The organism is Fulvivirga ulvae (genome assembly GCF_021389975.1).
Lineage (GTDB): Bacteria > Bacteroidota > Bacteroidia > Cytophagales > Cyclobacteriaceae > Fulvivirga > Fulvivirga ulvae.
Genome location: NZ_CP089981.1, coordinates 1831257 through 1856734, shown reverse-complemented (window position 1 = coordinate 1856734; position 25478 = coordinate 1831257). Strand labels below are relative to the sequence as shown.

16 protein-coding genes and 1 tRNA gene are annotated in these 25478 nt (G+C 41.7%); 11 read left to right on the top strand and 6 right to left on the bottom strand.

Annotated elements, in window-relative coordinates; genetic code table 11:
• Positions 1-57 precede the first annotated feature (57 nt).
• On the bottom strand, positions 58-2547 hold the full coding sequence (locus tag LVD17_RS07540) for an AsmA family protein (RefSeq protein WP_233765841.1): 2490 nt from the start codon (positions 2545-2547) through the stop codon (positions 58-60).
• A gap of 178 nt (positions 2548-2725) precedes the next feature.
• On the opposite strand from LVD17_RS07540, the gene LVD17_RS07535 reads away from it, so the two are divergent.
• From LVD17_RS07535 to LVD17_RS07525, 3 genes are all read left to right on the top strand, one after another.
• A tRNA-Val gene (locus LVD17_RS07535) sits at positions 2726-2803 on the top strand.
• 610 nt (positions 2804-3413) lie between these two features.
• Positions 3414-6233, top strand: coding sequence for an ATP-binding protein (locus LVD17_RS07530; protein ID WP_233765840.1), 2820 nt, complete (start codon positions 3414-3416; stop codon positions 6231-6233).
• Between the two features lie 348 nt (positions 6234-6581).
• Complete coding sequence (locus tag LVD17_RS07525; RefSeq protein ID WP_233765839.1) at positions 6582-8213, top strand: hypothetical protein; 1632 nt, start codon at positions 6582-6584, stop codon at positions 8211-8213.
• 522 nt (positions 8214-8735) lie between these two features.
• Here the strand turns inward: LVD17_RS07525 and LVD17_RS07520 are convergent.
• From LVD17_RS07520 to LVD17_RS07510, 3 genes are all read right to left on the bottom strand, one after another.
• Positions 8736-10301, bottom strand: coding sequence for a serine hydrolase domain-containing protein (locus LVD17_RS07520; protein ID WP_233765838.1), 1566 nt, complete (start codon positions 10299-10301; stop codon positions 8736-8738).
• 645 nt (positions 10302-10946) lie between these two features.
• Positions 10947-11303 carry a nuclear transport factor 2 family protein gene (locus LVD17_RS07515; protein ID WP_233765837.1) on the bottom strand — a complete coding sequence of 119 codons (357 nt, stop codon included), beginning with the start codon at positions 11301-11303 and terminating at the stop codon, positions 10947-10949.
• A 108-nt stretch (positions 11304-11411) separates the two neighbouring features.
• Positions 11412-11813, bottom strand: a complete 402-nt coding sequence (locus LVD17_RS07510) for a hypothetical protein (protein WP_233765835.1) — start codon at positions 11811-11813, stop codon at positions 11412-11414.
• A 211-nt stretch (positions 11814-12024) separates the two neighbouring features.
• Here LVD17_RS07510 and LVD17_RS07505 point away from each other — a divergent pair, with 211 nt between their 5' ends.
• The 3 genes from LVD17_RS07505 (at position 12025) to LVD17_RS07495 (ending at position 15335) form a co-directional block, all read left to right on the top strand.
• Entirely contained in the window at positions 12025-12873 is an 849-nt protein-coding gene (locus LVD17_RS07505) for a helix-turn-helix domain-containing protein (RefSeq protein ID WP_233765833.1), read from the top strand.
• A 72-nt stretch (positions 12874-12945) separates the two neighbouring features.
• The gene (locus LVD17_RS07500) at positions 12946-14148 is read left to right on the top strand and encodes a multidrug effflux MFS transporter (protein WP_233765831.1); all 1203 of its coding nucleotides are present in this window, start codon (positions 12946-12948) and stop codon (positions 14146-14148) included.
• 44 nt (positions 14149-14192) lie between these two features.
• Positions 14193-15335, top strand: a complete 1143-nt coding sequence (locus tag LVD17_RS07495) for a metallophosphoesterase family protein (protein ID WP_233765830.1) — start codon at positions 14193-14195, stop codon at positions 15333-15335.
• A gap of 25 nt (positions 15336-15360) precedes the next feature.
• Here the strand turns inward: LVD17_RS07495 and LVD17_RS07490 are convergent, their stop codons facing one another.
• A complete protein-coding gene (locus LVD17_RS07490; RefSeq protein WP_233765829.1) occupies positions 15361-16872 on the bottom strand; it encodes a T9SS type A sorting domain-containing protein in 1512 nt (503 codons plus the stop codon).
• Positions 16873-17140: 268 nt separating this feature from the next.
• On the opposite strand from LVD17_RS07490, the gene LVD17_RS07485 reads away from it, so the two are divergent.
• Positions 17141-18604, top strand: a complete 1464-nt coding sequence (locus LVD17_RS07485) for a type III PLP-dependent enzyme domain-containing protein (RefSeq protein WP_233765828.1) — start codon at positions 17141-17143, stop codon at positions 18602-18604.
• Between the two features lie 39 nt (positions 18605-18643).
• A complete protein-coding gene (locus LVD17_RS07480) occupies positions 18644-19246 on the top strand; it encodes a hypothetical protein (protein WP_233765827.1) in 603 nt (200 codons plus the stop codon).
• Between the two features lie 426 nt (positions 19247-19672).
• Here the strand turns inward: LVD17_RS07480 and LVD17_RS07475 are convergent, their stop codons facing one another.
• Positions 19673-22282: a glycosyl hydrolase family 18 protein gene (locus LVD17_RS07475; RefSeq protein WP_233765825.1), complete on the bottom strand. Its 2610-nt coding sequence runs from the start codon at positions 22280-22282 to the stop codon at positions 19673-19675.
• Between the two features lie 878 nt (positions 22283-23160).
• Between LVD17_RS07475 and LVD17_RS07465 the strand changes: the two genes are divergently transcribed.
• From LVD17_RS07465 to LVD17_RS07455, 3 genes are all read left to right on the top strand, one after another.
• Positions 23161-23553: a hypothetical protein gene (locus LVD17_RS07465; protein ID WP_233768004.1), complete on the top strand. Its 393-nt coding sequence runs from the start codon at positions 23161-23163 to the stop codon at positions 23551-23553.
• 68 nt (positions 23554-23621) lie between these two features.
• The gene (locus LVD17_RS07460) at positions 23622-24335 is read left to right on the top strand and encodes an energy transducer TonB (RefSeq protein ID WP_233765823.1); all 714 of its coding nucleotides are present in this window, start codon (positions 23622-23624) and stop codon (positions 24333-24335) included.
• Positions 24336-24831: 496 nt separating this feature from the next.
• Positions 24832-25380, top strand: coding sequence for an REP-associated tyrosine transposase (locus LVD17_RS07455; RefSeq protein WP_233765821.1), 549 nt, complete (start codon positions 24832-24834; stop codon positions 25378-25380).
• Positions 25381-25478: the final 98 nt, after the last annotated feature.

Below are 25478 nucleotides of genomic sequence, written 5' to 3'. Positions count from 1 at the left end.
AAGATACAAATTATTGGGGCTGTCTGAAACCAACCTGAAATTTAATGCAGAGCTTTATTAATTATCCCAGTCGAAATAATCATCTTCTTCAAGCTCAATGGTCTTCTGCTCATCCCGCCCCTTATTTTTAAATGCATCCTTGAGCTCTTTCACTTCTTTTTTCAGGTCGCTGACCACTTTTTTCTTTACACTTTCTTTATCGTACATTACTCTGTAGTCAGAGGTGGTGCCAATAATTTTAAGGAACAACATAGATCTGCCGGAATCATCCTCTTCTATGGCGCCGAAGGCTTCGTCTTTATCTATTTTTCGCTGGCTTCTCAGTGGAGCCACAACCTTGTAATTGATATTCTGATCGAAAGTGTGTGTGCCTGTTATTTTGATATCAGTAATGTTGCTGCTTATTTCCATTTCAGGCAGGTAAATCGTTCGGTTTTCAATATGAATATCATTTTTAAGCTCAGAAAATTGCAGGTGGTCCAGTTTGTCCTCATCCAGATAACGGACCAGTTTCTGCATAGGCTCAAAATTATTTAGCTCCCCACCTTTGATGGTTGTGCTGATGTTGCTGGTCAGGGTTTCAGAATACAGCGAAAGATTATCGTTAAAAGTCATTTCTGCGTCTACGTTCGCAAAAATTTTCCCTTTCAAATGCCTGTCTTCGAGGAAGTCCTGATTGAAATTTTCGAACACATAAAAAATGCTGTCAACATTAATGTTTTGCAAGGTAAAGCTTGTGTTTACCTTTACCAGTTTATTTCTGCCGGCGTCTACCATACCAGACAGAGCGATGGAGCCACCCATAGCATTGAGTTTGATCTGATCTGAGACGGCCACCTGATTTTTAACTTTCAGGTCACCACGGATATCTGTGGGTTTAAACCTTCTGAACTTAAGATTTTTGATATCGCAATCAAATTTTAACACCAGGCGGGGAGATATTTTAAAGGAGTACTGAGAGTCTGCTTTTTTTTCTCCACTGTTGGCCAGCAGAAGTTGATCCAGGTCTATAAAACTGGATTTAAGGTCAGACTCTATGCCTACAGGCTCATTGTCAAACAGAAGATAAGCAATGATATTTTTAAAAAAGCCATTGAGCAGGAAATCGCTATTGCCAAGGCTTCCTGATACATCACTGAGGGCAAGGTCATTATTATTGAAAAGCAGGTTACCTTGCAGATCTTCCAGAGGAAGGGGAAAATCTCTTAGTGCCAGGTAGAGGTGTTCCAGGTTAATCTCTCCTGAAGTTTTAATTTTCTGAGCAGTTTCCTTTTTTTTAAGATCTTTAAGATAACCTTCAAAGTTGATATTGGCATCCAGAACGCCTTTGCCTGATCTGATATTATCTGCTTTATAAAACTTAAACAATGAGTTAATATCAATGCGTCCGGCAAAGTCGCATTTAACGAAAGGCGCGTCAAAATTTTTCAGATAAAGATTGGACTTAAATTTATTACCTTCCAGCTCACCACTGACATTTTCCAGTTGTAATGTTGCCGTATTCAGTTTCGACATTTCTGAGGCATGAAACGTCCCTTTAAGGTCTGCATGACTGATCTGCGCATCTGTATCCGGGTGGTAGAGCCTGCTGTCAATTAGCCCGAAATTCACATCCAGTGTCGGTGATGTTTTGTCGCTGATCTCGCCTTTCATCAACAGATCGAAATAAACATTACCCTTACTTTGATATTTACTAAACCTTTCTGACGACCCTTTTGGCAGTAAAGAAAGCAGTGTTTGGATATCTGTATTTTTACCCTCAACAGCCAGATCGATTAATTGTCTGCCTTTAAAGGTATAACTGCCGAATACGCCAAACTCCGAACCTCTGATATTGACTGTTGACGAGTTTATGGTAAGGTACTTTTCTCCGTCATTGTAGCTGAGTTTCGAATTTATAAAGAGGTCCTTATCCTCAGCCCACATGCTTTTGTTTACCATCAGGTAGTGGAGAAAAGCGTCACCGGTGGTTTCCACATCATAGGTACTGCCCAGTGCCGAAAGGTTGGCAGAGGTAGATTTTGTAAACACCTCAAGTATTACGTCTTTAAGCTCATTGGTATAGGTAAAAGTCACATCCTTTAGTCTAACCTTTGACAAGTCCAGTTTTACGGCCTGGTGCTGTGTGGTATCCGGCAGTTTAAAAATGTCATAGTTTATTTCTCCTTGTTTGTTCATTTTCAAATGACACTTCGCGTTGGTGAGATGTATCTCCTCTATAGTATAGTTGCCCCGGAAGACCGCGATAGGGTTAAAGGTAAAGTCAATCCTTTCGGCTGCCAACAGGGGATAAGAGCTGTCTTTATAGCTTTCCTCGACATTTACATCATGGAAAGTCAGAGATATCTGCGGAAAGTTGCTTAGCGAAGAAACGTTGATCTTACCTACATGTACCGGCGTGTTGATATTTTTATTAAACTCCCGGATAAAATGGTCAATAAGCTGGTCACGATACAGAAAAGTGACCAGTACACTGCTAATAACAACTACCGAAGCTGCAAGAAGCAGATAAAGAAAGGTTTTTCTGAATACTCTTTTAATGCTCAATTTTGGCAAAATGTTTATCGCTGAAAAGCTACCGAAAGCTACATTTTTACTTGTTAAACATCAAACAGAATGCCATGACATAAATTTTATAGTTTTTTGCAGGAAATGTTTGCGCATAAAAAAAACTATATTACATTTGCATTCCCATTCGCAACAGAGCGAATGAATTTAAAAGAAAGGGCGCTTAGCTCAGCTGGTTCAGAGCACCTCGTTTACACCGAGGGGGTCGGGGGTTCGAATCCCTCAGCGCCCACCAAAAAGGGGAGAGTAGTTTCAAAGCTACCCTTCCCTTTTTTGTTTCCTTAATTTTTGCTGATAATGAGGGAATTACGTGGAAAAATGAATTGACCCTATCAGTTCGAACTGCATCATTTTCACGATTATACCTAATGCCTTCCGGGGAATATCAATTTTTGCAGGTTTTGCTTTTTTGTGTAGTCTGATAAATCACACATTTTCAGTATGTTACAGCTTAAGTCGATTGTAAAATCAATGCATTCGGTCAAGTTCGAACTGCTCACAGCCGAATTTTCGATTTTCTTTTCAATAGTGAGCTTCTCTTCCCTGAATTTAGAAACATATTTGTTATACATGATTCGTTATTTATAGGATGGCCCCTAAAACATTAAAGATGGAAGAATGCTCACAGTGCATCCATACTTTCCAAAAGTAGAGATATACCCAAGCCAGCAACCTTGTCTTCAACCTGGAATCAAAAAAATATCATTTAATTGAAGAGACCTTGAGCAACGTTGTACGGAAGCTAAATGATGGTATATGGAGTAAGTTAATTCTCTAAAGAAGATTCATAACTAGGTTGAAAAAAGATCATTATAAACCTATCTTTAATGATCAATCAACCTGACATGAGATTAATAATTCCAATATTCTTAGTTACATGTTCTACCTCATTCGCTCAGAATAGCAAGTCTATATATTATGAATTGGATAGTTTATCAAAATTCTACGAAATAAGCGATCTTGAATTATCTTATAACTATCAGCAACAGGCGCTTAAGCAAGCAGCCCTGCTTAATAGCCAGACTATCTTTATGGAAGCCAATGTCAGGGTTGCACATTTGCTGCATCTGAAGGGCAATTTTCGGGCTGCGCTGAACCATTGGGAGGAAACGTTTCACTATGCGAGGAGTGAGTACGATACACTCCAAATTTACAGAGGCATTGGAATTGCTCACGACAGGATGGGAAACCCTGATTTGGCCCTAGACCATCTTCTGAAATCATTGGAACTGGCTGAGCGATATGAGACAGACCTAAAAGTCGATATACTAAATGATATCGGTTTGCTATATCGAAGAATCAATGAACCGGAAAAAGCTTTAACATATTTTCATAAAACAAATAAGCTGAAAGCTGATGATCCGCTATACTTCAAGGCGTACATGAACATTGGCCTAATCTATCTTGATTTTAGCCAGTACGATTCGGCTATACATTATTACAATCTGGGATTTGTACGTATGGGTGAAAATAATTTGAGAGCACGTGGCATTTATTTCAACAACATGGGAGCTGCATTGTCCGATATGGGAAAACCACAACAAGCTCTTCCTTATGCAAAAAAAGCAATTGAAGTGAAGAAAAAATTTGGCAGTGTGAACTCTCTGGCCAATTCATATAACCTCTTAAGCCAAATTTACCTGAACTTAAAAAACTATCCTGCCGCAGAAAAATATGCTATGCTTTCCCTTTCCGGACAAGACTCATCTAGCATCAATAATATCAGGTATAATGCTCTGAGATATCTCATTGAAGCACGTGTAAAACAAAAAGACACTACTCAGGTTATAGATTTGGTTTACAAGGCTATGGCGGTGCGCAATGTTACTTATAGCCAGGAGAAAACGGAAGCTTTTACCGAAATGGCTGCAAAGTATGAGCTTAAGGAAAAAGAAAATGAACTGCTACAAAAGAATCTTGATCTTCAGAAAGCAGAAAGTGAGATTGACAAGCAGGCGATAGTTCGCAAAGCGCTAATAGGAGTTCTGCTTTTATCTGTAATAATTATAGCCCTGATTTACTTTAGCCAACAAAGAAAGGCTAGGGATAACAAGCTTCTCAAACTTAAGAACGAAGAAATAGAGAAGAGAAATAAGCAAATTAGGCAAATGGAAAAGTACAAATCTCGTTTCTTTGCCAATATATCGCATGAATTCAGAACACCTCTGACACTAATATTAGGTCCTATAGGAGAAATAAGGGCAAAAGTGGATGACAGGCAGTCCAACCTTTACCTAGACATGATGCAAAAAAATGCCCTGAGATTACTTGCTCAGATAAATCAACTCCTGGATCTTTCAAAACTGGACTCCGGTGAACTTAAATACCATATCATAGAAGAAGATATAGTGAGCTTTGTAAAAGGGGTCACGATGTGTTTTGAATTATTGGCATCATCTCGAAATATAAATCTGGTCTTTTTTTCAGATGAAAAGGAAATAATGGCATGGTTTGACAAAGACTGCCTGGAAAAGATCATCATTAACCTGTTATCCAATGCCTTTAAATTTACGACCGAGGCAGATGATATTTCTGTAAAATTACTAAGAAACGGTGACCATCTTGAAATGAATGTGACTGACACCGGAAAAGGTATTGAGCCTGAGGAACAGAGTAAAATTTTTGAAAGATACTACTACACAGAAAATGATGTGCAGGCAAGCTCTGGAATAGGCCTTGCCCTGGTAAAAGAACTTGTAGAAGCCCATAACGGGTCTATTAGTTTTAAAAGTATTAAGGGGAAAGGGAGCTCATTTACTATTACGCTGCCATTGGGCAAAGATCAATGGCAGGGTTCTGATAAATGCCTGATTGGGGTACCATCAAATGATTTGTATAAGTTAACCGCACCTGAAGCTATAATTGATAATCTCCCCGAAGCAGATGATGTTCAACAAACCTTTTGTAGTAAGAAGAGCGTACTGGTTATAGAAGATAATGCTGATGTAAGGCTGTTTATAAGGGAAACTTTGAAAAGTGATTTTAATATTGTTGAAGCCGACAATGGAAGAACCGGAATTAAACTAGGCGAAGAACTGGTACCTGATGTGATTATTTCAGATATCATGATGTTTGGAGTAGATGGATATGAAGTAGTAAAACACCTGAAACAGAGCGAAAAAACAAGCCATATACCAATTATCCTGCTCACAGCAAGGGCTGATGTGGAAAGCAAGCTGAAAGGGTTACAAATTGAGGCTGATGATTTTATAACCAAACCATTTGAGAGGAAAGAGTTAGTTATTCGTATAACCAACCTCATCAATACTCGAGAAAAACTAAAAAATCAATTCAGCAATTCGGTTATTTTGAAACCAGGAGATATAACAATTTCTTCTATTGATCAGGCATTTGTAGAAAAGCTACTGGAAGCTGTAGAAGAAAATATCGATAACAGCAGCTTTGGAGTGGAGGAACTTGCCAGGACGGTGGGCATGAGCCGTAGCCAATTACACAGAAAACTACAGGCCATAGCCGGACAGCCACCCAATAAGTTTATCAGAAACATCAGGCTCGCACGGGCAATGGACCTGTTGAAAAATAATGCTGGCACAGTTTCTGAAATAGCCTACATGACCGGGTTCAGCACTCCCAACTACTTCAGTAAATGCTTTCACGATCAGTTTGGTTATACACCGGGAGAAGTGAAAAAAGTAGTGGCGTAAAATACGGGCTTAAGAAAAAAAACAGCCTCTAATCTTCATAAGCGACAAATTTATATCTTTTTGCGACAAATTTGGAAGTGTTTAAAAAGACTTCGTTATAATCTTGTGTCTGGATTTTTTTACTCATCTAAAACACAATTCAAATGATGAACACAGACATAGAGTTTTTTTATACTTTTTACGATCTATCGCGCACATACAAATAGGCCGTTGTTAAATCCTTCTGCTGTACGTAAAGCAGTGTTCTACTGCTAATGGCTATTGGTCAATTCCTGAATTTAAAATAGATAAAAGTGAATGCTAAATCACTGACTATGAGATATACAATTATACAAAGAACAAAACAAGATGGAAAAAATGAAAAATGTTACGCAAGAAGAAAATGCACATATTATGAGCCTTGATAAAGTGGTTCAGAAACTAGGTAATCTTTCTCCACCTGTGCCGGATAAGGTTAAAAAAGAGGATTCCGAGAAGCAACGTGAGTACTTGAAAAACGTGATTTTTGCTGCAAAGAAGAATTCATCATTGTTTTCTCAAGAAGAAATGGGCCATGTATTAGCTGCTGATTATCTTTTGCAAGCTACTATCACTTATGAGCAGGAGACAATGGGTGACCTTAAGACTGAAAAAGCACCACCTTCAACGGTATTACCCCGGATGGCACCACCTAAAGCGGATCCCAGGCTCGCGGCCGCTTTAAAGGTTGTAACTGCAATAGTAAAAAATTCACACAGCTACCAGGATGCACTGAGAGCAGGCGTAATCGCCATGCAAGACTGTATACCTTATGTAGGCGGGATTGTTGCAGCAATTACGACAGTTTTATGGCCAGAAAAAAAAGAAAGTGCATGGGATCAGGTAAAAGGTCAGGTCAACAAGGTCGTAGAGGCCGCTGTTTTTAATCACGAATACAACATTGTGCAGAGCCAGATTACAGCCGTGCAAACGAGCCTTAATCAATACATAAGCTCCCCAAGCAATAGGGAAAAGGGTACTATTTTGATTGCAACCATGGTGGTGATAAACAGTTTGTACGAAAGGGTCAATCAATCGAAATACCGCCATATGTTAATTGGCCTCATGGTTCCTATTGGTGCATTGCATCTGACGGTGTTGTCAGAACGATACAATCATTATAAAGTGTTGTTTAACCAAGATGACCGCACCCAAGCATTAAAAGAGTTAGAATCAACTTATAATCAGTATAAAGTTTTTTTCGATTCAGTTTATGTTGAATGGAAAAACTGGAGAAGTAATGCCTTAAAAGTGTTCTATAACTCACGTCATATTTTATGGAATAAGGTATACGAATATGGAGTCCGTGATCAACTTAATGTATACAACTTCGGATATTCAATAAAAGAAAAATCGAGGGCGTCTGATTTCAAAAAATGGGCACTCAACCGGGCTATCGCTGACCTTGCAGATATACTGAGCAGTACAGCAAGCTATTCCTCATTCTTTAAAGGTATAAATATTACTTTGAACCCAATTCTGGCTGAGCTGGATACTATTGTGCTTGGGCCTTATTTATGGACGAGGTTTAGAGGCACCGGAAACATGAGGAATACACTAATAAGCGGTTGGAGCAGAGATAAACCCAGTGGTGAGGTGAAAAAAATCAATATCTACGCTTACAATTCAATTGACGGACTGCAATTCATTTATCCCAATATGAACGGGACCAAGGTAGCAAGTGGTGGTGGTGATAGTTTTACGCTTGACCTCAAGGGAAAGCAGTGCATTGGTGCAAAGGTGAACTACTCCAGTGGACTTGCTTACAGGATTCAATTTTTGTTTGCGGACGGATCTGCATCACCAATATATGGAAATAAAGGCAAATGGATGCCGATTGCTTATGCAGATGCAACTGTGGGAAGAGCATATAAATTGGCATATGGCAACTTTGCCAAGGGAACCGGTCCAAGCAGTACTACCGGCATCAATGGTATCATATTTACATTTAAACGTGTGTAAGTAATCATAACGTTTTATTTTGGACAGGTAGGGCTCCTTTTACTACTTATAAGGATAGTAATAAGTCAATATATAAGATTGGCTTTTTAAAGTCCTACCATCTGGTTCAATATTTACGTCAAGCAAACAAGAAGAAATAGAAAAAGTCATAGTCAAAGGTTCCCAATGGGTTTACAAAATAATAATCTTTAGAATATGGTTTATCCTGGATCATGAGGATCCAATATGTCAATCTCGTAAAAACCCATATTTGCTGGTGATAACTTCTACGATATGAACAAGATCCAAAATACTGGTAGCAAGGTACCCACCAGGCCGCAGGTAGAAAACCATTGTAGGGTTAACTTTGACCTGATAAGCAAGATATAGAGCATGACGTTGCCAATACATGAAATGAGAACCATAAATATATGATTGATATAATCCAGGGTGATTGTGAGTGCGTTTTCCAGTGAGTCATTTTCGGAAGAGTTACTCACAAATTACTTGTACCTCTTACTTTTCCAGTCTTCAGACTGGAGATCATTCCTCTTGACATGAAGACCTAATCTCTTCTACAGCCTTTATTAGTTCATCAATATTCAAATCGTGCTCATCCAAAAACCTAAAAACAATGGCTTTACTTGGCAGAAACACCACATAGTTTTCTCCAAAACCTAACATATAAGTTGCCTTTACTTTACAGTTCCTGATCTTTATTTCTTTTGACCAAAATGCATGTTGATAGTTTGACCCTCGAATATCATTATCGGTATTGTATCCATCCCAATCCGTTTTTCCAAAAATTTCCTTTACTCTTTCTTTGTTCAATATCTGCTTTCCTTCAAAGCGACCCTCATTGGCAAACAACAAGGCTATTTTGGCTGCTTCGTCCATGGTTGGTAATGCTCCATAGGCTAAGATAGGAATAGCTTCATTTTCATCATCTTCAATGGTATGCAACACAGTGAAATACTCTGCACCAATCGGAACAAGTACATGTTCCTTCACCAAATCCCAATAATTGACTTTTGTGCCTTCTTTTTCTTCTACATATTGTTGCAACGCATAAGACAATACAAATAAGTTAGTAGAAGCATAATTGAATTTTTGACCCGGCAATTCCGGATAATTACCAAGTCCTGCAATATTATTAATTGCTTCTTCTGCGGTTGAGGCAAGAATTAATGTATTTAACAGATGCTCCGGGCTTTCACTCCCTTCAGTTCCCGTAACCATATTGAGGGCATGCGAGAAGGTTACACCTCTCCAGCCTTCGTGGTTTGCCAATGCGGGTACAAAGTCCGAAATCAGTTCATTAAAAACATCTTCTTCATATCGCTCCTCAAAATACAGCAGAGCCAAAGCACCTGCCATACTTTTGGTAACAGAATACAAACCATGACGCATTTCATCAGGATAGGGGTACAAGCCATGGCGGGTTTTGGGTGGATGCAGGTAAAGTGTATTATCTATTAAAACAGCCCCCAAGCTCGTTGGTGCATTGGTAATTATCGTTTTCTCAAAGAAGTCAGCCACTTCATTATTTATATCAATCTCACTTAGCTGGCGAACGGGAAGTCTTTTTAACTCAAATAGCTTATGTTTTTTAATTATTTGAGCTGAATCTGCAAATTGTCTTGCATGGTAATTGGCTGGTAATATGCCATTGATGTTAGCAATTCCTTTATCATCAATGTCTGCTGTCTCCTGGCTACACTGTAAACAAACATTGCTTATTGAATCTGGTTTATAAACGAATGATGCCACACAATTTCTGGCTGTACCTATCCATCTATCAGTTAAGGTAAGGGGAAATGAAGCACGGCTCCATTCACCATCATTTTGTTCCTGCCATGTTTTCCCGGTTCCAACAAATACATCCCAGAAGTAATTTTTCTGGTACCTTGTACTGATTTGTTCCTTTTGCAGAGGTATCAGTTCTCCATGATGGGAAATAAAATCCAATTGCAGTTCAGGAAAAAAATTCTCTCGTGGATAATGTTCCTTTTCTTTGGGATAATCTAATTGTGTGCCATGAAGGGTTAAAGTGCCTGATAATGGGTGTTTTGCATTGGTTCCCCATTTAGGTTTTGAAAAGTAACTCATATCTATGAGTGGTTGAGTTTTACCCTCCAACAATTCTTCAACTGTCAAGCCATCCCGGGGTTGCGTGAGGACTGAACCGTTCCATTCCGATGGTCTTTTACAAGAAAAAGCCAGTAATAACAAAAAAATAAAATAGCCAACTGCTTTCATGATTGAGTTTAGGTTTTGTAATGCCTTATAACGCCTATTTATGAATTGTAGCTTTGGCGTGTGTTTGCATTGTGCAGCTATGATTTCATAGAGGGTGTGTGTGTCTTGAATGGTGAATATAGCTTAATAAGATGAGTGTTCCAAGAGCTAAAAGTCTCGCAGAGGAGTTGGTTAAGCCTGTCAATAAGTTGCAAACGGGTTTGCCTTGGGGCATACAGTGAAGGAAGCAAACCCACAAAATCTGGTACTGACAAACAGACGCAGCATATGGAGGCCAGCTAGAGCATAATCGGGACTTTATATTGTCAGAACAAAGAATGCCTTTCTTTCTGGGCACAGGTCGGGGCACTTGCGCTGGAAGGGGTTCGAATCCCCCAGGTCCTACAGAAGACAGCCAGGAATGGCTGTCTTTTTTATGCCAACTCTCAATTACAGATCATCCAGAGCGTATCGCGATATACAACCGGTCCATATGTCCATTTCTTGAGGTGATGACTATTCCTGAAGTTTTCTCTCTTCTCTGATCTCGCCTATGTGGTAGTACGCTACTATTTCCTCGATGAGGTTATCCTTAAAATAATACCACTCGCTTACATCCAGATAGAAATCATCTCCCTGCCTGGCAGTGTACCGTACGCAAGCCTTGTTGGTTTCGTAAATCCCGTCGTGCAGTTCAAAGTGTTGCCCCAGAAACTTGTCTTTGTTTTTCTCTACCAGGTCGAAATAAGCTTTTTTACCATAGATGGTACCAAACGGGCTTGTGTGTCTGAAATTTTCTGTAACCGGTAAGTTGAGGAAATCACCACTTTCCCAATGGTCAAACCATGCTTTTACGAGCTTTTTTGTATCCATTTTCTGAATTTTAAGAAGGTTGGCAGCCCTGGCTGCTTTTACTCAAATTAATAAATTCCTTTGAAGGTAATAAAGGAGATATGGTTTAAAAATCAGTCAGGGTTAGTTTTACCACGATTGATAGCTATCCGTATCTACATATTTCCCGTCGGTGTTCAATGGATTGACTGAACCGGATCTGAGCTGACGCAGTATCTGTTTTTCATTAGGCTTGATCTTATACTTAACTATTGTCCGGTGCGATTTTTTATAGGTCTTTGTAACCTTGATGGCTATTTTACCTCTCTTTTTTAGCTCAGGTTGGTGGCATGACGAATATTCCTTTTTCGAATCGCAGTAGCAGGACTCGTTATTGCGGAGTAGCCGTTCGTCTATTTCATACTCCGGGAAAAACCGTTCGTTAAGGTAGCTCAGAGGTTTGAGAACAGGCGTTAGAATCGTCCAGACGATCTTATCGATAAGGAAGGAATCTTGATTTTTATTGTCTTTATTTCTATGCTTTCTACTCAATTTTAAATCTTTTAAAACAACGTATGTGTTAGTTCCAGATTTCTAAACTAAATGCTTTTATGCTTTTTAGAAAATCATTTTACAGGCATTGTAGCTGTGTGAAGAAAAATTGAACAAATCAGCCGGTATTAGCGAGTATGCACAGCTATATTTGCATTAACGATCAGCTATTCAGCTTCTATCACATAGGTTTAAATCAACACCAGGTTTCATGGACTTTCAAACCCACAAGCTTGACATCAATGCAAAGAACTTCAACGGCATCATTGTAGATAAGATACCGCATGAGAACCCATACGACTTCACCAAAATCCACCGGCATGATTATTATGAAATACTCTTTTTTACGGAGGGTGCAGGTGGTGAGCAGATCATTGATTTTGTAAAATATAAAACGCTACAAAAAGCTGTTTATATCATATCTCCGGGACAGGTACATCTGTTAAAAAGAAAGCCTGGCGAAAATGGTTTTTCAATTCAGTTTACCAAAGAATTTTTACAGCTTAACCTGTATTCAGCTCACCAGGAATGGATCAGTGTTTTGCAAAGCCAGACGGAGATTACAATTTCTGCTGAAAAATATGACAGGTTATATGATCTTGTAAAAGGATTATTAACAGTATTTGAGGAAAGAACTGAGATGTCTTTTCATAAAGTGGTCAGTTATTTTAGCCTGGTGCTTATTGAGGTTTATGAAATTGTAAATGAAAAGCCTGGCTTCCGCAAAGACACTCCACTGGCCATGCAGTTCACCGACTTGGTTCAGAAGCATTACAAGACCCACAGAACTGTGCAACATTATGCTGATATGATGGGGGTTTCCGCTAGCAAACTCAACAGTGAAATTGGCAATTCACTCGGGAAATCGCCAAAACAAATTATCCAGGAGCACCTGCTCATAGAAATTAAAAGGCTGCTTACAGTTAATGAATTATCACATAAAGAGGTCTCCGTCGAATTGAATTTTGACAGCCAGAATTCCTACAACCGCTTTATCAAAGTCAGCACCGGCAAAACCCCATCAGCCTTAAAGCAGGAATTGATTGAAATTCATAAATAATAGCGTGAAATCGCTAACTTTTTTATAAGCGTTTGCCCCTACTTTTGCAGCAAATAATTTTAAGATATTTTCATGCGCACTAAAAAGCTTGCCTACCCCATACCTGTTTTCGAGTTTGTTGCCCTTATGGCTATGATGATGGCCCTTGTAGCCCTCTCCATAGATAGTTTACTCCCGGCGTTACCGGAAATAGCCGTCAGCCTTGATCAGACGGGTTCAAATGATATTCAACTCATCATTTCCATGCTCTTTTTAGGATTGGCTATCGGCCAGATGATTTACGGGACGCTGTCGGACTTCATAGGCAGAAAACCGGCCGTTTACCTGGGCCTGTTGCTGTTTTTTCTGGGATGCCTGATATCATTTTTTGCAGAAATACTGCCCGTAATGCTGGCTGGCCGGTTGCTACAGGGCATAGGCCTAGCTGCACCCCGAATCATCAGCATTGCCCTCATCAGAGACCAGTACGAGGGGTCAGTTATGGCCAAAGTGATGTCTTTCGTGATGTCCATATTCATCATAGTGCCAGCCATTGCTCCGGCTTTGGGGCAGGGCGTGTTGATGTTTGCCAACTGGCGGTTTATTTTCCTTTTGTTGTCATTAGTAGCTGTTATTATCCTTATCTGGTTTATGCTCAGACAACCGGAAACGCTTGAAGCAGAGAACCGAATGCCATTTTCATTGAATAGAATATTCAAAGCCATAGGCCAGATCTGCGGCAACAGGGTTGCTTTGGGGTATACTATTATAGCCGGGTTTGTAGCCAGTATGTTTCTGGGCTTCCTTAGCTCCATACAGCAGGTTTTTGAAACATACGGCAAAGCGGAAATATTTGCAGGCGGCTTTGCTGTTTTAGCGCTTTTTATTGGCAGTGCATCGTTGCTCAATGCCAAAATTGTAGTGCGTAAAGGGATGAGGTTTATTGTAAAAATAGCGCTCTATATGCTATTTGCTGTTTCCCTGATCTACCTGCTCCTCAGCTCATTTAGCCCGCTCGATTTCTGGGTTGTGATGGTGTTTTTTGTTATCAGCCTGTTTTGTGTCGGCCTCCTCTTTGGTAACCTAAATGCCCTTGCCATGGAGCCTCTGGGTCACGTAGCAGGTATCGGCAGCTCGTTGGTGGGCTCACTATCTACCTTCATTTCCGTACCTTTTGGTATTGTCATAGGCTTGAGTTTTAACGGCACAGCTATACCGTTGATCATTGGTTTTTTAGTGTTTAGTTTACTATCATTAGGTACGATTTTCTGGATCGGGAAAGCAGGGAAAGGATAAAATTCAACGCCAGAAAAGCGTTTTAAACCTTAACCAACCTACTAATGTATTCAAAACCAACAACTTCGCCCGACCGCCTGGTTTCCGGAAGAATTTCCCGTGTATTTCTTCTGATTCTGGCAGCACTCATATGGACCGGCTGTAATTCCGGCCAAAAAGAAAAAGAAAGTACCGTTGCAGCAAAAGATTCTGCTACGGTTAAATATTCATTCGTAGTTATGGGCTGCAATCGCATCTCCTGGCATGACGATGGCACGGCATGGGAAAATTCCGAATACTACAACGAAGCCCACACCAACCTCACCCAGCTCAATGCTACTTTTGACGATGCCATGAAGCTGGACCCTGTACCGGATTACTTCTTTTTTGTGGGTGACCTGGTGCTGGCAGAAAGCCAGGACACCAGCGTGCTGGTCGACCAGTTGAAGGCCTGGAAAAAGCTTTATGCTGATCATCCTATTTCAAAAAGCAAAATAAAGATGGTGGCCGTACCCGGAAACCATGAGTTCCTTTACTCTACACCACCTGACTACAATGAAGTACCCAACGAGTATGCCAACGAGATTTGGCTACGGTTAATGCCTGAATTTATCATCGGCAACAATGGCCCCGGCCCAGGAGGCCCTGACAGCCTGCTGAAAGATGAAAGCAGGCTTACCTACTCGTTTGATCACCAAAATGACCATTTTGTGCTGATGAATACCGATACCTACAACGAGCCTGGCAAAGTTCCTGTACATTGGATCACCAACGACATCAACTCGTGGCGGGCTGCTAATCCGGAAGGCCATATTTTCGTAATGGGCCACAAACCGGCCTATGATGCGAAAGGACTGGCTACAGGAGATACTTCCGACCCGGGATTGGCCTGGAACAAGGCTCAGATTGACCAGTTGTGGGGCACCATGAACAAAAACCGCAGCGAAGCCATGCTGTCGGCGCACGAGCACCTTTTCTGGGCAGGTCAACCCGAGGGATCAAAGTCGTGGCAGATCATAGCCGGCAATGGAGGCACCACACTTGACAGTGGTGATTATTTTGGTTTTACCGAAGTTAAGGTCATGGATGACGGTACCGTGAAGGCATACTCACATGGCCGGCCTGTACCCTCCCCGGATTATGGAGCACTTATGGGCAGCACCACGGTAAGGGATACTTTTGATATTACGTGGGCATCTGGTCAGTAGCTTAACAAGGGAGCAACTTTCAATACTAGTTTTCGGTTTCCGGGTCAATTTTTAAAAGTTTTTTGACCATTCGCTGTTCCGGCAACTCAATAATAAGGATGTATAATCCCGGAGCCAGATGGTTTAAATCAATTTTTGGTGATTCCCGGGTATTAATGAAGTATTTCCCCAGGGATTGGCCTGAAACATTATAGATGGTAAGGTAGTAAGGTTTGAAGCATCTCGAAGTAAGTTCAATTTGTAAATAGGCTTTGGCAGGATTTGGCTTTAAGAAGAGGCTGCTTTCTTCCGAACAAGGAGCATTGGGATTATCGGTAGGCGTTAAATCTTCAAATATGGATTGAATGAAATTAGGCAGATCAATTCCAATTCGCTGTTCTTCCCAATCGAAGGAAACTATTTCTACGTTGGAAGCCTGGCCCGTCTCATTCGGTTGATTGATTACGAGTAGAATATTTCTCGCCTGCTTATTGGTCTGCTTTAAATTTCCAGCCCCATACAATCTTCCGTCAGGCCCTAACTGCAAACTAAAATTAGCAAGCCCAAAATAATCCTGAGCCTGATTATTCGTCCTGAGCAGTCCTTTTCGGGTTGATTGAGGATCACTGGCCTTAAGGTTAAACTGGTATAGCAGATCTCCAGGGTTCACGCCAGTTTCGGTAAACCCATGTAGATACACCAGCTCACTATTTGGAGAAAAGGAGACACCATATTGCAGGCTGTAATAGCCCAGGTTTTGAACATTGGATAACGCCCCTGATGCATTATCAAAATCAAAAATTTCAAATGGAGCAGATACGGGACTTTGTGTATCCGGATTATAGGCCCGGAACGTGACCGCCAGCTTGCTATTGTCCGGAGAGGCTTTCATGTGTCCTTGTAGCTCAGTTAAATTATAAGTATGAGGACTGCCAATAGGCGTGCTATGGCTAAATGATATACCGGTGGAAGTTATTTTGTAAACTGGAAAGTTATTGTTCCCAATCTCGTGCAACAAGAGCCAGAAGTCTGTCCCATTATTATGAGGTACAGCAGAGATTTTTTCAGTTACACTGTCCCTTAGCAGGATATTCTTTCGGTTTTTATCTATGCCTCCTCTTCCATTGTCCACATTCATGTTTATGACAGAATAATAAACAGCGGCTTTACGAAAATCCTGATCGTTAACATAAGGATCCGTTTGGATTGTAAAAAGGTAATATTCTTGAGCATTTTGAGGGTTTGGAACACTATAAGCTACATTGGTGGCATTTTTAGAACCAGTCAGGCTATCACCATTCAGCATTATTTCATGGTTAGCATTCCATACGCTTTCCCCATTACTATAAAACAAAAGATTACCGTTGGAATCTGACACTGAAGCCGTAGCACCAATGGAACTCGCACGGCTGGTGTATATCGGTTGCGGTGCATTCTGCGAAAAGGTTATGGCCGCCTGATTTCCAAAGTACCAGTTATTAGCCTGCTTCTGGGAGAACAATGCAGGACTATTTAGTAGTAATAGAAGAATTAGGTATGGAAAATGGAGGAGTTTCATCTTTTGAAAAACGGAAAACAAGAAGGTGATGTTTTTGCTATTTGTAGTTAGATAGGGAATAACTCGAGAAATGGGGAAACCACTCTGAAATACTTAAAATGAGATATTTTGAGCTATCGGGCCGAGACGTTAATACTTGCCTGCACTTGTTTAAACAGATTTTACCATAACAATTTATAGCGGGTTATCTGTTATTAACACACGCTGCTGCTTTTGGTACCTTTATATACCGGAGTGAGGCCACACCAGATCAACCAAACCGCGATAAATGAAAACACGGTATTTCGACCTTATAGATCAGACTTTTGATTTTCCACAAGAGGAATTTCGGCTTACGAACGGCACACTTTCATTTCACGATATCGACCTGATGCAGTTGGTTAACCAGTATGGTACGCCCTTAAAGTTTTGTTACCTGCCCAAGATCTCAAACAACATCAATAAGGCCAGAAAGTGGTTTGATGAAGCGATTAGAAAGCTGAATTATGCAGGAACATACAATTATTGCTACTGCACCAAGAGCTCGCACTTCTCTTATGTGCTTGATGAAGTTTTGAAAAACAATGTGCATATAGAAACTTCATCTTCCTTCGATATCAATATTGTGGAGAGCCTGAAGGCGACCGGCAAGATCGATGACGCACATTACATAATTTGTAATGGCCTGAAAGAGCGTGAATATGTCAAAAACATTGGACGGCTGGTCAATAATGGGCATCGGCGAACCATCCCTGTTATTGACAGCATTGAAGAGCTGGCTTTACTTGAGGGTGCCGTTAACTTTCCAATCAACCTTGGACTTAGAATTGCTTCAGATGAAGTACCTGAAGTAGATTTCTATACCAGCAGGCTGGGTATTGGCCACAAAGACATCATATCTTTTTACAGGGAAAAAATTCAGTCAAATGCCAAATTCAAGTTGCGAATGCTTCATTTCTTTATCAATACAGGTATTCGGGATACTGCATATTACTGGAATGAGCTTACCAAGTGTGTAGACATTTACATTACCCTGAAAAAGGAATGCCCGGAGCTGGATAGCCTGAACATTGGAGGAGGATTTCCCATCAAGGATTCCCTGGCTTTTGACTATGATTATAAGGGAATAGTGGAAGAGATCCTTACCCGAATTAAGACCAATTGTGATCGTGAAAATGTACCGGTGCCTCACATCTTTACTGAGTTCGGATCATTTACCGTTGGCGAGAGTAGCGGTATCATTTATTCCGTACTACGCCAGAAACAGCAAAACGATAAGGAGAAATGGTATATGATCAATTCCTCGTTTATCACTACGCTGCCTGATACCTGGGCTATCAGAAAGCGCTTCCTCATGCTCCCGATCAACCACTGGCATGAAGAATATGAAAAAGTGCTTTTGGGTGGCATTACATGCGATAGTGATGATTATTATAATTGTGAGCAACACAATAACTCCATTTACCTTCCCAAATTTCAACGAACAAAGCCTCTGCACATTGGCTTTTTCAATACCGGTGCCTATCAGGATGCCATTGGGGGTTATGGTGGTATTCAGCATTGTCTTATCCCCAAGCCCAAAAAGATCATTATCAACAAAGATGATAATGGTGAGCTTATGGCGCAGGTATTTTCTAACCAGCAGAACTATAAGCAGGTACTCCAGCTTCTTGGCTATCAGACCAATGGAGCAAAGGGACACGAGAAGGACCATTCGGAGTTTCAGTTTATTAATGGGTTTGAGAGACACTAGCTTTTTTCTAACTTTAATTAAAACCAAACCATCTCCCCTATGAAAACCCTTTATAATTCTCTGACTGTCTTTTTATTGTGTACAACTACCACATTCGCACAAATCCCGAACAAACAAGATCAGATAAATGCCGCCATACAGGCTGCACCTGAAGAACAGCAGGCCGGAGCATCTGTGCTGGGCTATGATGTGGAGGGCAAGCTGGTGATGATAAGGGAAGGCACCAATGAACTGATCTGCCTGGCAGATGACCCGGAAAAGGACGGCTTTAGTGTTGCCTGCTATCATCAAGATCTGGAGCCTTTTATGGCAAGAGGAAGAGAGCTATATGCAACCGGGAAGAACCATGGTGAGGTTTTCGAAATACGCGAAAAAGAAGTGAAAGAAGGCAAATTAAAAATGCCTGATCAGCCTACTACCCTACATGTACTTTCCGGTGCTGATGGAAAATATGACGCAGTGACCGGTAAAGTAACGGGCGCAAATTTGCGCTATGTGGTTTATATTCCTTATGCTACCGCAGAGTCCACTGGCCTGCCCATCAGGCCCATAGTTCCCGGTGGCCCATGGATTATGGATCCCGGCACCCATCGGGCCCATATTATGATTTCGCCTCCGGCACCTGAGAAGAATGGAAATTAGTTGACCTGAGTGGTGTTAAGGCGGTTTATTGTTTTCGCGGAGCCCTTCTTTCGAGAAACCCCACCCGGAAGTTGTAAATAACAGCGGACAAGGCTAAATCGCAGCTTTACTAAACTTCCAAAAGTTTGGTAAAGCTTAACTTTTCGGTAACACCGGCTGAAGGTAATAACCTTAAAGCAGAGGTTGCTACCTTTCTGAGCATTGCCTCTCCTGGCAATGGTCTCCTGCCATAATTGAAGATTGTTCCTCCGAATGCCGTAGAGTCCTCTGCGAGAGATTCTACTGGGAAAGTAATATATAATCCGGCCTTAGCTTAATAACATTGGAAGGGGCAGGGGATGTTCTTAACCTGGAAAAGCCACACATAAATCAAAAACCCCGACAAGCACAAGCCTGTCGGGGTAATCTTTTATCACGATAGCTCTCTTATTCTTTAATCACTCTTGCACTTCTGACAATCTCACCATTGATCTCCACCTGGTATAGGTAAATCCCTGCTTTCAACGAAGCACCATCCAGCGAAAACTCATACCAACCCTGATCCAACTGCCCTGCATTTTGATCTATGACGATAGTACCCTGAGCGTTGATCATTTTTAGCGATACATCACCTTTACGCTCAACCTTTACTCTCATATTAAGGCTTGAGGTGAAAGGGTTAGGGTATGCCATGCTGCCCGATCCGCCAGTTCCATAGTTGAACGTAGCATTGCAATCGCGTACATACTCCCAAACTCCACCGGCCGCCGGGTTGTCCCCCTGAGTCCACCACTTGTTGCGGTAAACCTTGTTTTCATAAACTACTTCGGTGCCGGATGCAGCATATACTTTTCCTGACTGCCATGCCTCTCCACATGGGTCTGATTGTCCGTTGCAGTCTTCAATAAACTCCCAAACGGCAGCCTGTCCCGGAGTTTCGCCCTGCGTCCACCACTGGTTGCTGTAAAGCTTGCCATTGTATTGGACAATATTTCCGGCAGCAGCATATACCGTAGCTGCATCCCATTGAGGAGCATCGCAGCCACTGGTTTGTATTATAACCTCAAAGGCTATCTCTACAATAGTGGAGGCACTTTCACTATCGGTAGCCTCTACCGTAAGGCTATAGGCGCCTTCTGCTGCAGGAGTCCACAGGACATAGTATTCATCCCCATTGGCCGTTGTGCTTTGGGCTTGTCCATTGATGGTGAAGGTTACATTAGGTACATCGCTGTCATCCGTTACCATAGCACTCAGCCTGATTTCGCTAAGCTCGCTTTGGGTAATGACTTCTCCATTGGAAGGATTTGTAACGGTTACCACTGGCGGTAAATTGCCGGCTTCGTCAGCAATAGTAACTTTGATAGTTTGTGATGAGGAGGCTCCTTCATTATCCACGGCTGTAGCTTTCAGTGTTAGTTCACCATAAGCCGTGGGAGTTACCTGGGCTTCATAATAGCTGCCATTAAGCGTACCTGTCACCTGGCTGCCATTGGCCTCGAAGGTTACACCGGCTATAGTACCATCTGCATCGGATGCAGAAGCCCTTAGCGTAATCGGGGTAAAGGAACTCATCACAAAAGTTTCCATATTAACAGGTGCAACCCAGCTTACATTGGGGCTTTGGTTAACATCAGTATTACCGGCAGCATCATTGATGGCTTTCAGTAGGCTACCGCCAGAGTTGTAGTCCACATCCTGGGTAAGCTCCCAGATGATGAGGCCCTGGTGGCCATAATCACGGGAATATTCCAGCTTCTTGCCTGCAAGCTTTGGTGTGTTGTAGTAGATGTTTCGACCATTACCGGTAACATTACCCTGCAACATGCGGCTGTCATTAGCATCATAACTTGTAGGAGCATTGGGAAACTCAGCTACAATGTCTTTGTATGGTACATATACAAAGCCATTGCCTGCGGGTTTTTGTTGTGAAAAGTCGTAGCCATACATAGGCACGCCCAGCACAAGCTTGCTTTTGGGCACTGAAAAACCTCCATCATGGTTCCATGCGGGTTCTGCCAGACCCATCCAGTATTCCAGGGCATCCTGCGCACTGTAGATCGGGTTATTGGCCGACTGTCCGGGATAAGTATTTAAGGGTACCTTATACAGAGCCGAATGAGGGCCAGAAGGTGAGGCATCCCACGACCCGGTGAAATCATAAGTCATCAGGCCTAACCAGTCCAGGTGATCGACCAACTCATCGTCATAGTTATTGCCATACCATGAGGTGCCGAATACCGCTGCGGATAGCAGCTTCGAAGGGTCTTTTTGGCGCAGTTTCTGAGCCAATCTGGTAAGTCCGATAGCTGCCGGGTGCGGTCCCTGATCGCTATCACCCCATTTGCTACCACGCACGCGGCCTCCCTGATCACTGGTGCCAGTGATGTTAGCATCTGCCCACCAGCACTCCATATCCAGATCAACACCATCGAGGCCCCTTTCATCCATATAGTTGATGATCAGGTCGGCGATCTCATTCAGCTTTTGATCATTATTGTGGTATTTATCCATTAGCCAGATGAAGGCAAAGTCAGTAGCTCCACCAAGTGCAACGGATACGGTCACACCTTTTTGCTGTGCTTTTTGCAACACTCCCAAGTCAAACAGCACGGAATCCACTTTGTACTCCTGCGTTTCATCGAAAGCAATGGAAGCGAAATCGCTGCTGTTGTAATTGTTGTTGTTTTGCTTAAACATCAAAAATGAGATGTTCACATGGGTTACTACCTCGGGATTAAACTCATTGGCAATATCATAGCCTTCTACCCACGTGGGCAGATAACCAATGATCCGCTGAGGGCCGTCATAGTCAGGTCCCAGGCCACCGTCTCCACAAGCACCAAGGTTTTGCCAGCTTCCGTCGCTGCCCGGCGTGGTGTTGGTATACCATTTAGCTTCATAATTGAGGCCGTTGTAGGACACCTTATCGCCTTGCGTATGCTCAGCGTTATTGGGGTCCCACGGCGTAGCGCAGTCCGGAAACTCATATTGAGCCTGGGCGCATATCACGCCTAGTATGAGTAGGATTAAAGTTAAAACAGGTTGTTTTTTCATAAGGGGTAAAATTTATTTGGGTTGAAAAATAGGAGCCTCTTATAGACATTATTTGATAAGCTTGATGTGGTGCAACTCTTTGCCTTTGCCGGTCATCACCAGATACAGTCCGGGAAACTAAGCTTGTGGTCTCCGGCCGGTAATGTTGTTTCTATCACTTTCCCGGCTGTTTGTCCTTGTAAGGGGTTTGTAGAATTTTATCATAGAATAGTTGGTCTAGGTTGTTCATAGGTTGAAGGTTCAGGCACTGAGCAATAGATACCTGTTACCGGAAAGCGTTTCCGGCCTCAGCATATGTAAGAAGATGTGAAGTTACCGAGGCTACCGCCTCGTGAGTCCGGTCAAGTTCCGTTGTAAAAACTGATGTGAGCAGAATCCAGGTGCCATTGATACCGGCAGCGGAATACATAGAGGTTTTAGGTTTCTGATGGTCATAGTTTGGTCGGTTTTAGGTTGAATATTTTTGATGCCCTAGAGAAGGAGAAGCCACTTTTCAAAACTCCGCCATGTCCGGTAAGAGCATCAAAAACAGAAGCATATACGCCAAGGGATGTGATTTTTCCTAATTTATTTGCTGTTTGGCAGGAAGTTGTAGCTGAATGGTGATTGGGAACGATTGGGGTTTGGGTTTTTGTGAGGTAAAATCTTTGCTACTCTCCCTACCTCTACCTGGCGTAAGCGTCCGCTTGTGCCACAACCATCAGGTAACTATCTTAGCCCAATGAGTAGAAAGTACAAATTCCAGGACCAAAGCAACTATACTTTGTCAGCTTTGCTACTGTCTACTGGATAGACCTGTTTGTAAGGGAAGATTACAACAACATTTTGATAGAAAGCTTAAAGTATTGTCAAAAAGAAAAAGGGCTTGAAATCTATGCATGGTGCATTATGCCGAGTCATGTTCATTTGATCATAGGGGACAGAAGACAAGCCCATGCAGGACATATTGGAGAGATTTCAAAAGTTTTACTTCGCGTAAATTAAAAGAGGAAATTCAAAACCATCCTTCGGAAAGCAGACGGGAATTGATAAAATGGATGATGGAGCGTGCAGGTAACAAAAACGGCAACAACAACGGTTGGCAGCTTTGGCAGCAGCACAACCATCCTATAGAGCTGTCAGATAATAAAATGATGGAACAACGTTTGGATTATTTACACATGAACCCCGTAGTTGCGGGGTTTGTGGGTGAGCCGTCCTACTGGAAATATAGCAGTGCGGTTGATTATAGTGGTGGCAAGGGCCTGTTGAATATTTTGTTTATTGAATAAGGGCACAAGCGGACGCTTGCGCCAGAGAGGGTTTTACCATACAAACAGGATTTATCTAATAAAACAATATGACCAAATCACTCACATCAATGCTTCTCATTTTATCTAGCCTGACTATCACTTTAGGGCAGGAGTTCGGAGACTCCTGTGAAGAAGCTATTGCCAGGGCAAATGAAGACTTTGGCAATGGACTCATGAAAGCCACATCATATGGACTAACCATTGTAGCGGATCCTGAATTTGAGGATTTTTATGACAAATACCTGCTTGACAGATATGGTGTTATTAACTCTAATGGAGGGTGTTTTGTAACCGAAGGAGAGGAATGCTATTCGTCGAGGATGTTTGCTTTGATTGAACAAAAATACGGACAGGATTTCTTTGAAAGAGCCAGAGCCGAGGCAGAAAAGCTTTATCCAAAGAAAAGAAAGACATTCGATGATGAAGCAGAGGAAGATATAGAACTGGCAGATAGTGATGGGCCGTATATATTGGTTGACGTGCAACCCGAGTTTCCTGGAGGCCTGGATCAACTTTACAAATATGTGGAGAAAGAATTAAGTGAAAGAAAAATATCTCAGGATAGTGCAGCTTCAAGGACATACGTTCAATTGGTTATTGATTCAACCGGAAATGTAAAAGAAGTTGAAGTCGTCAAGGGAACTAATCCAAAATTAAATTCCGCTCTTATAGATATTTTTAGAAAAATGCCCAGGTGGACACCAGGATTAAGACAGAATGAAAACGTGAATATTAAATTAATAATCCCGTTTAACTATTAGTCAATATGCCAGCAGATTATAATACAGGAGGATGTCTAATAAATGGAGTAATGCACCACGACCTCCAAAATTGATTTCAGGCTGTCTTATCCCATTAGCTATCATCTTGATTATAGTTGCCCTGTCTTATTTTTTAGGTAAATAGCCTACTATGGCGCAAGTGTCCGCTTGTGCCACATCCAGCAGGTAACTACCTTAGCACAAAGGCGGAAAGTATAAATTTCAAGATCAAAGCAAGTATACTTTGTCCGCTTTGCTATCACTGTGATAGATTTATTCGTAAGAGAAGATTGAAGCAATAATTTTGCTTATTGCGTAAAGGCACAAGCGTCGCCTGTGCCAGAGAGTAGAAAAATACAGAAAATTTAACTATAGAACATCATGACAGAATTTTGGGAGTCAAGTTTCAGGGACAAGCAGACCATGTGGGGATTTGAACCTACTCTGGCGCAAGCGTCCGCTTGTGCCACATCCAGCAGGTAGCTATCTTAGCCCAATGAGTAGAAAGTACAAATTCCAGGACCAAAGCAAACTATACTTTGTCAGCTTTGCTACTGTCTACTGGATAGACCTGTTTGTAAGGGAAGATTACAACAACATTTTGATAGAAAGCTTAAAGTATTGTCAAAAAGAAAAAGGGCTTGAAATCTATGCATGGTGCATTATGCCGAGTCATGTTCATTTGATCATAGGGACAGAAGACAAGCCCATGCAGGACATATTGAGAGATTTCAAAAGTTTTACTTCGCGTAAATTAAAAGAGGAAATCCAAAACCATCCTTCGGAAAGCAGACGTGAATGGATAAAGTGGATGATGGAGCGTGCAGGAAACAAAAACGGCAACAACAACGGTTGGCAGCTTTGGCAGCAGCACAACCATCCTATAGAGCTGTCAGATAATAAAATGATGGAGCAGCGTTTGGATTATTTACACATGAATCCCGTAGTTGCGGGGTTTGTGAGTGAGCCGTCCTACTGGAAATATAGCAGTGCGGTTGATTATAGTGGTGGCAAGGGCCTGTTGAATATTTTGTTTATCGAGTAAGGGCACAAGCGGACGCTTGCGCCAGAGAGGGGTTAAGCATCCCTAATGAAGCTTATTTGCGTTTGACGAATGAAAAGGATACAGCATCGGCAACTTTA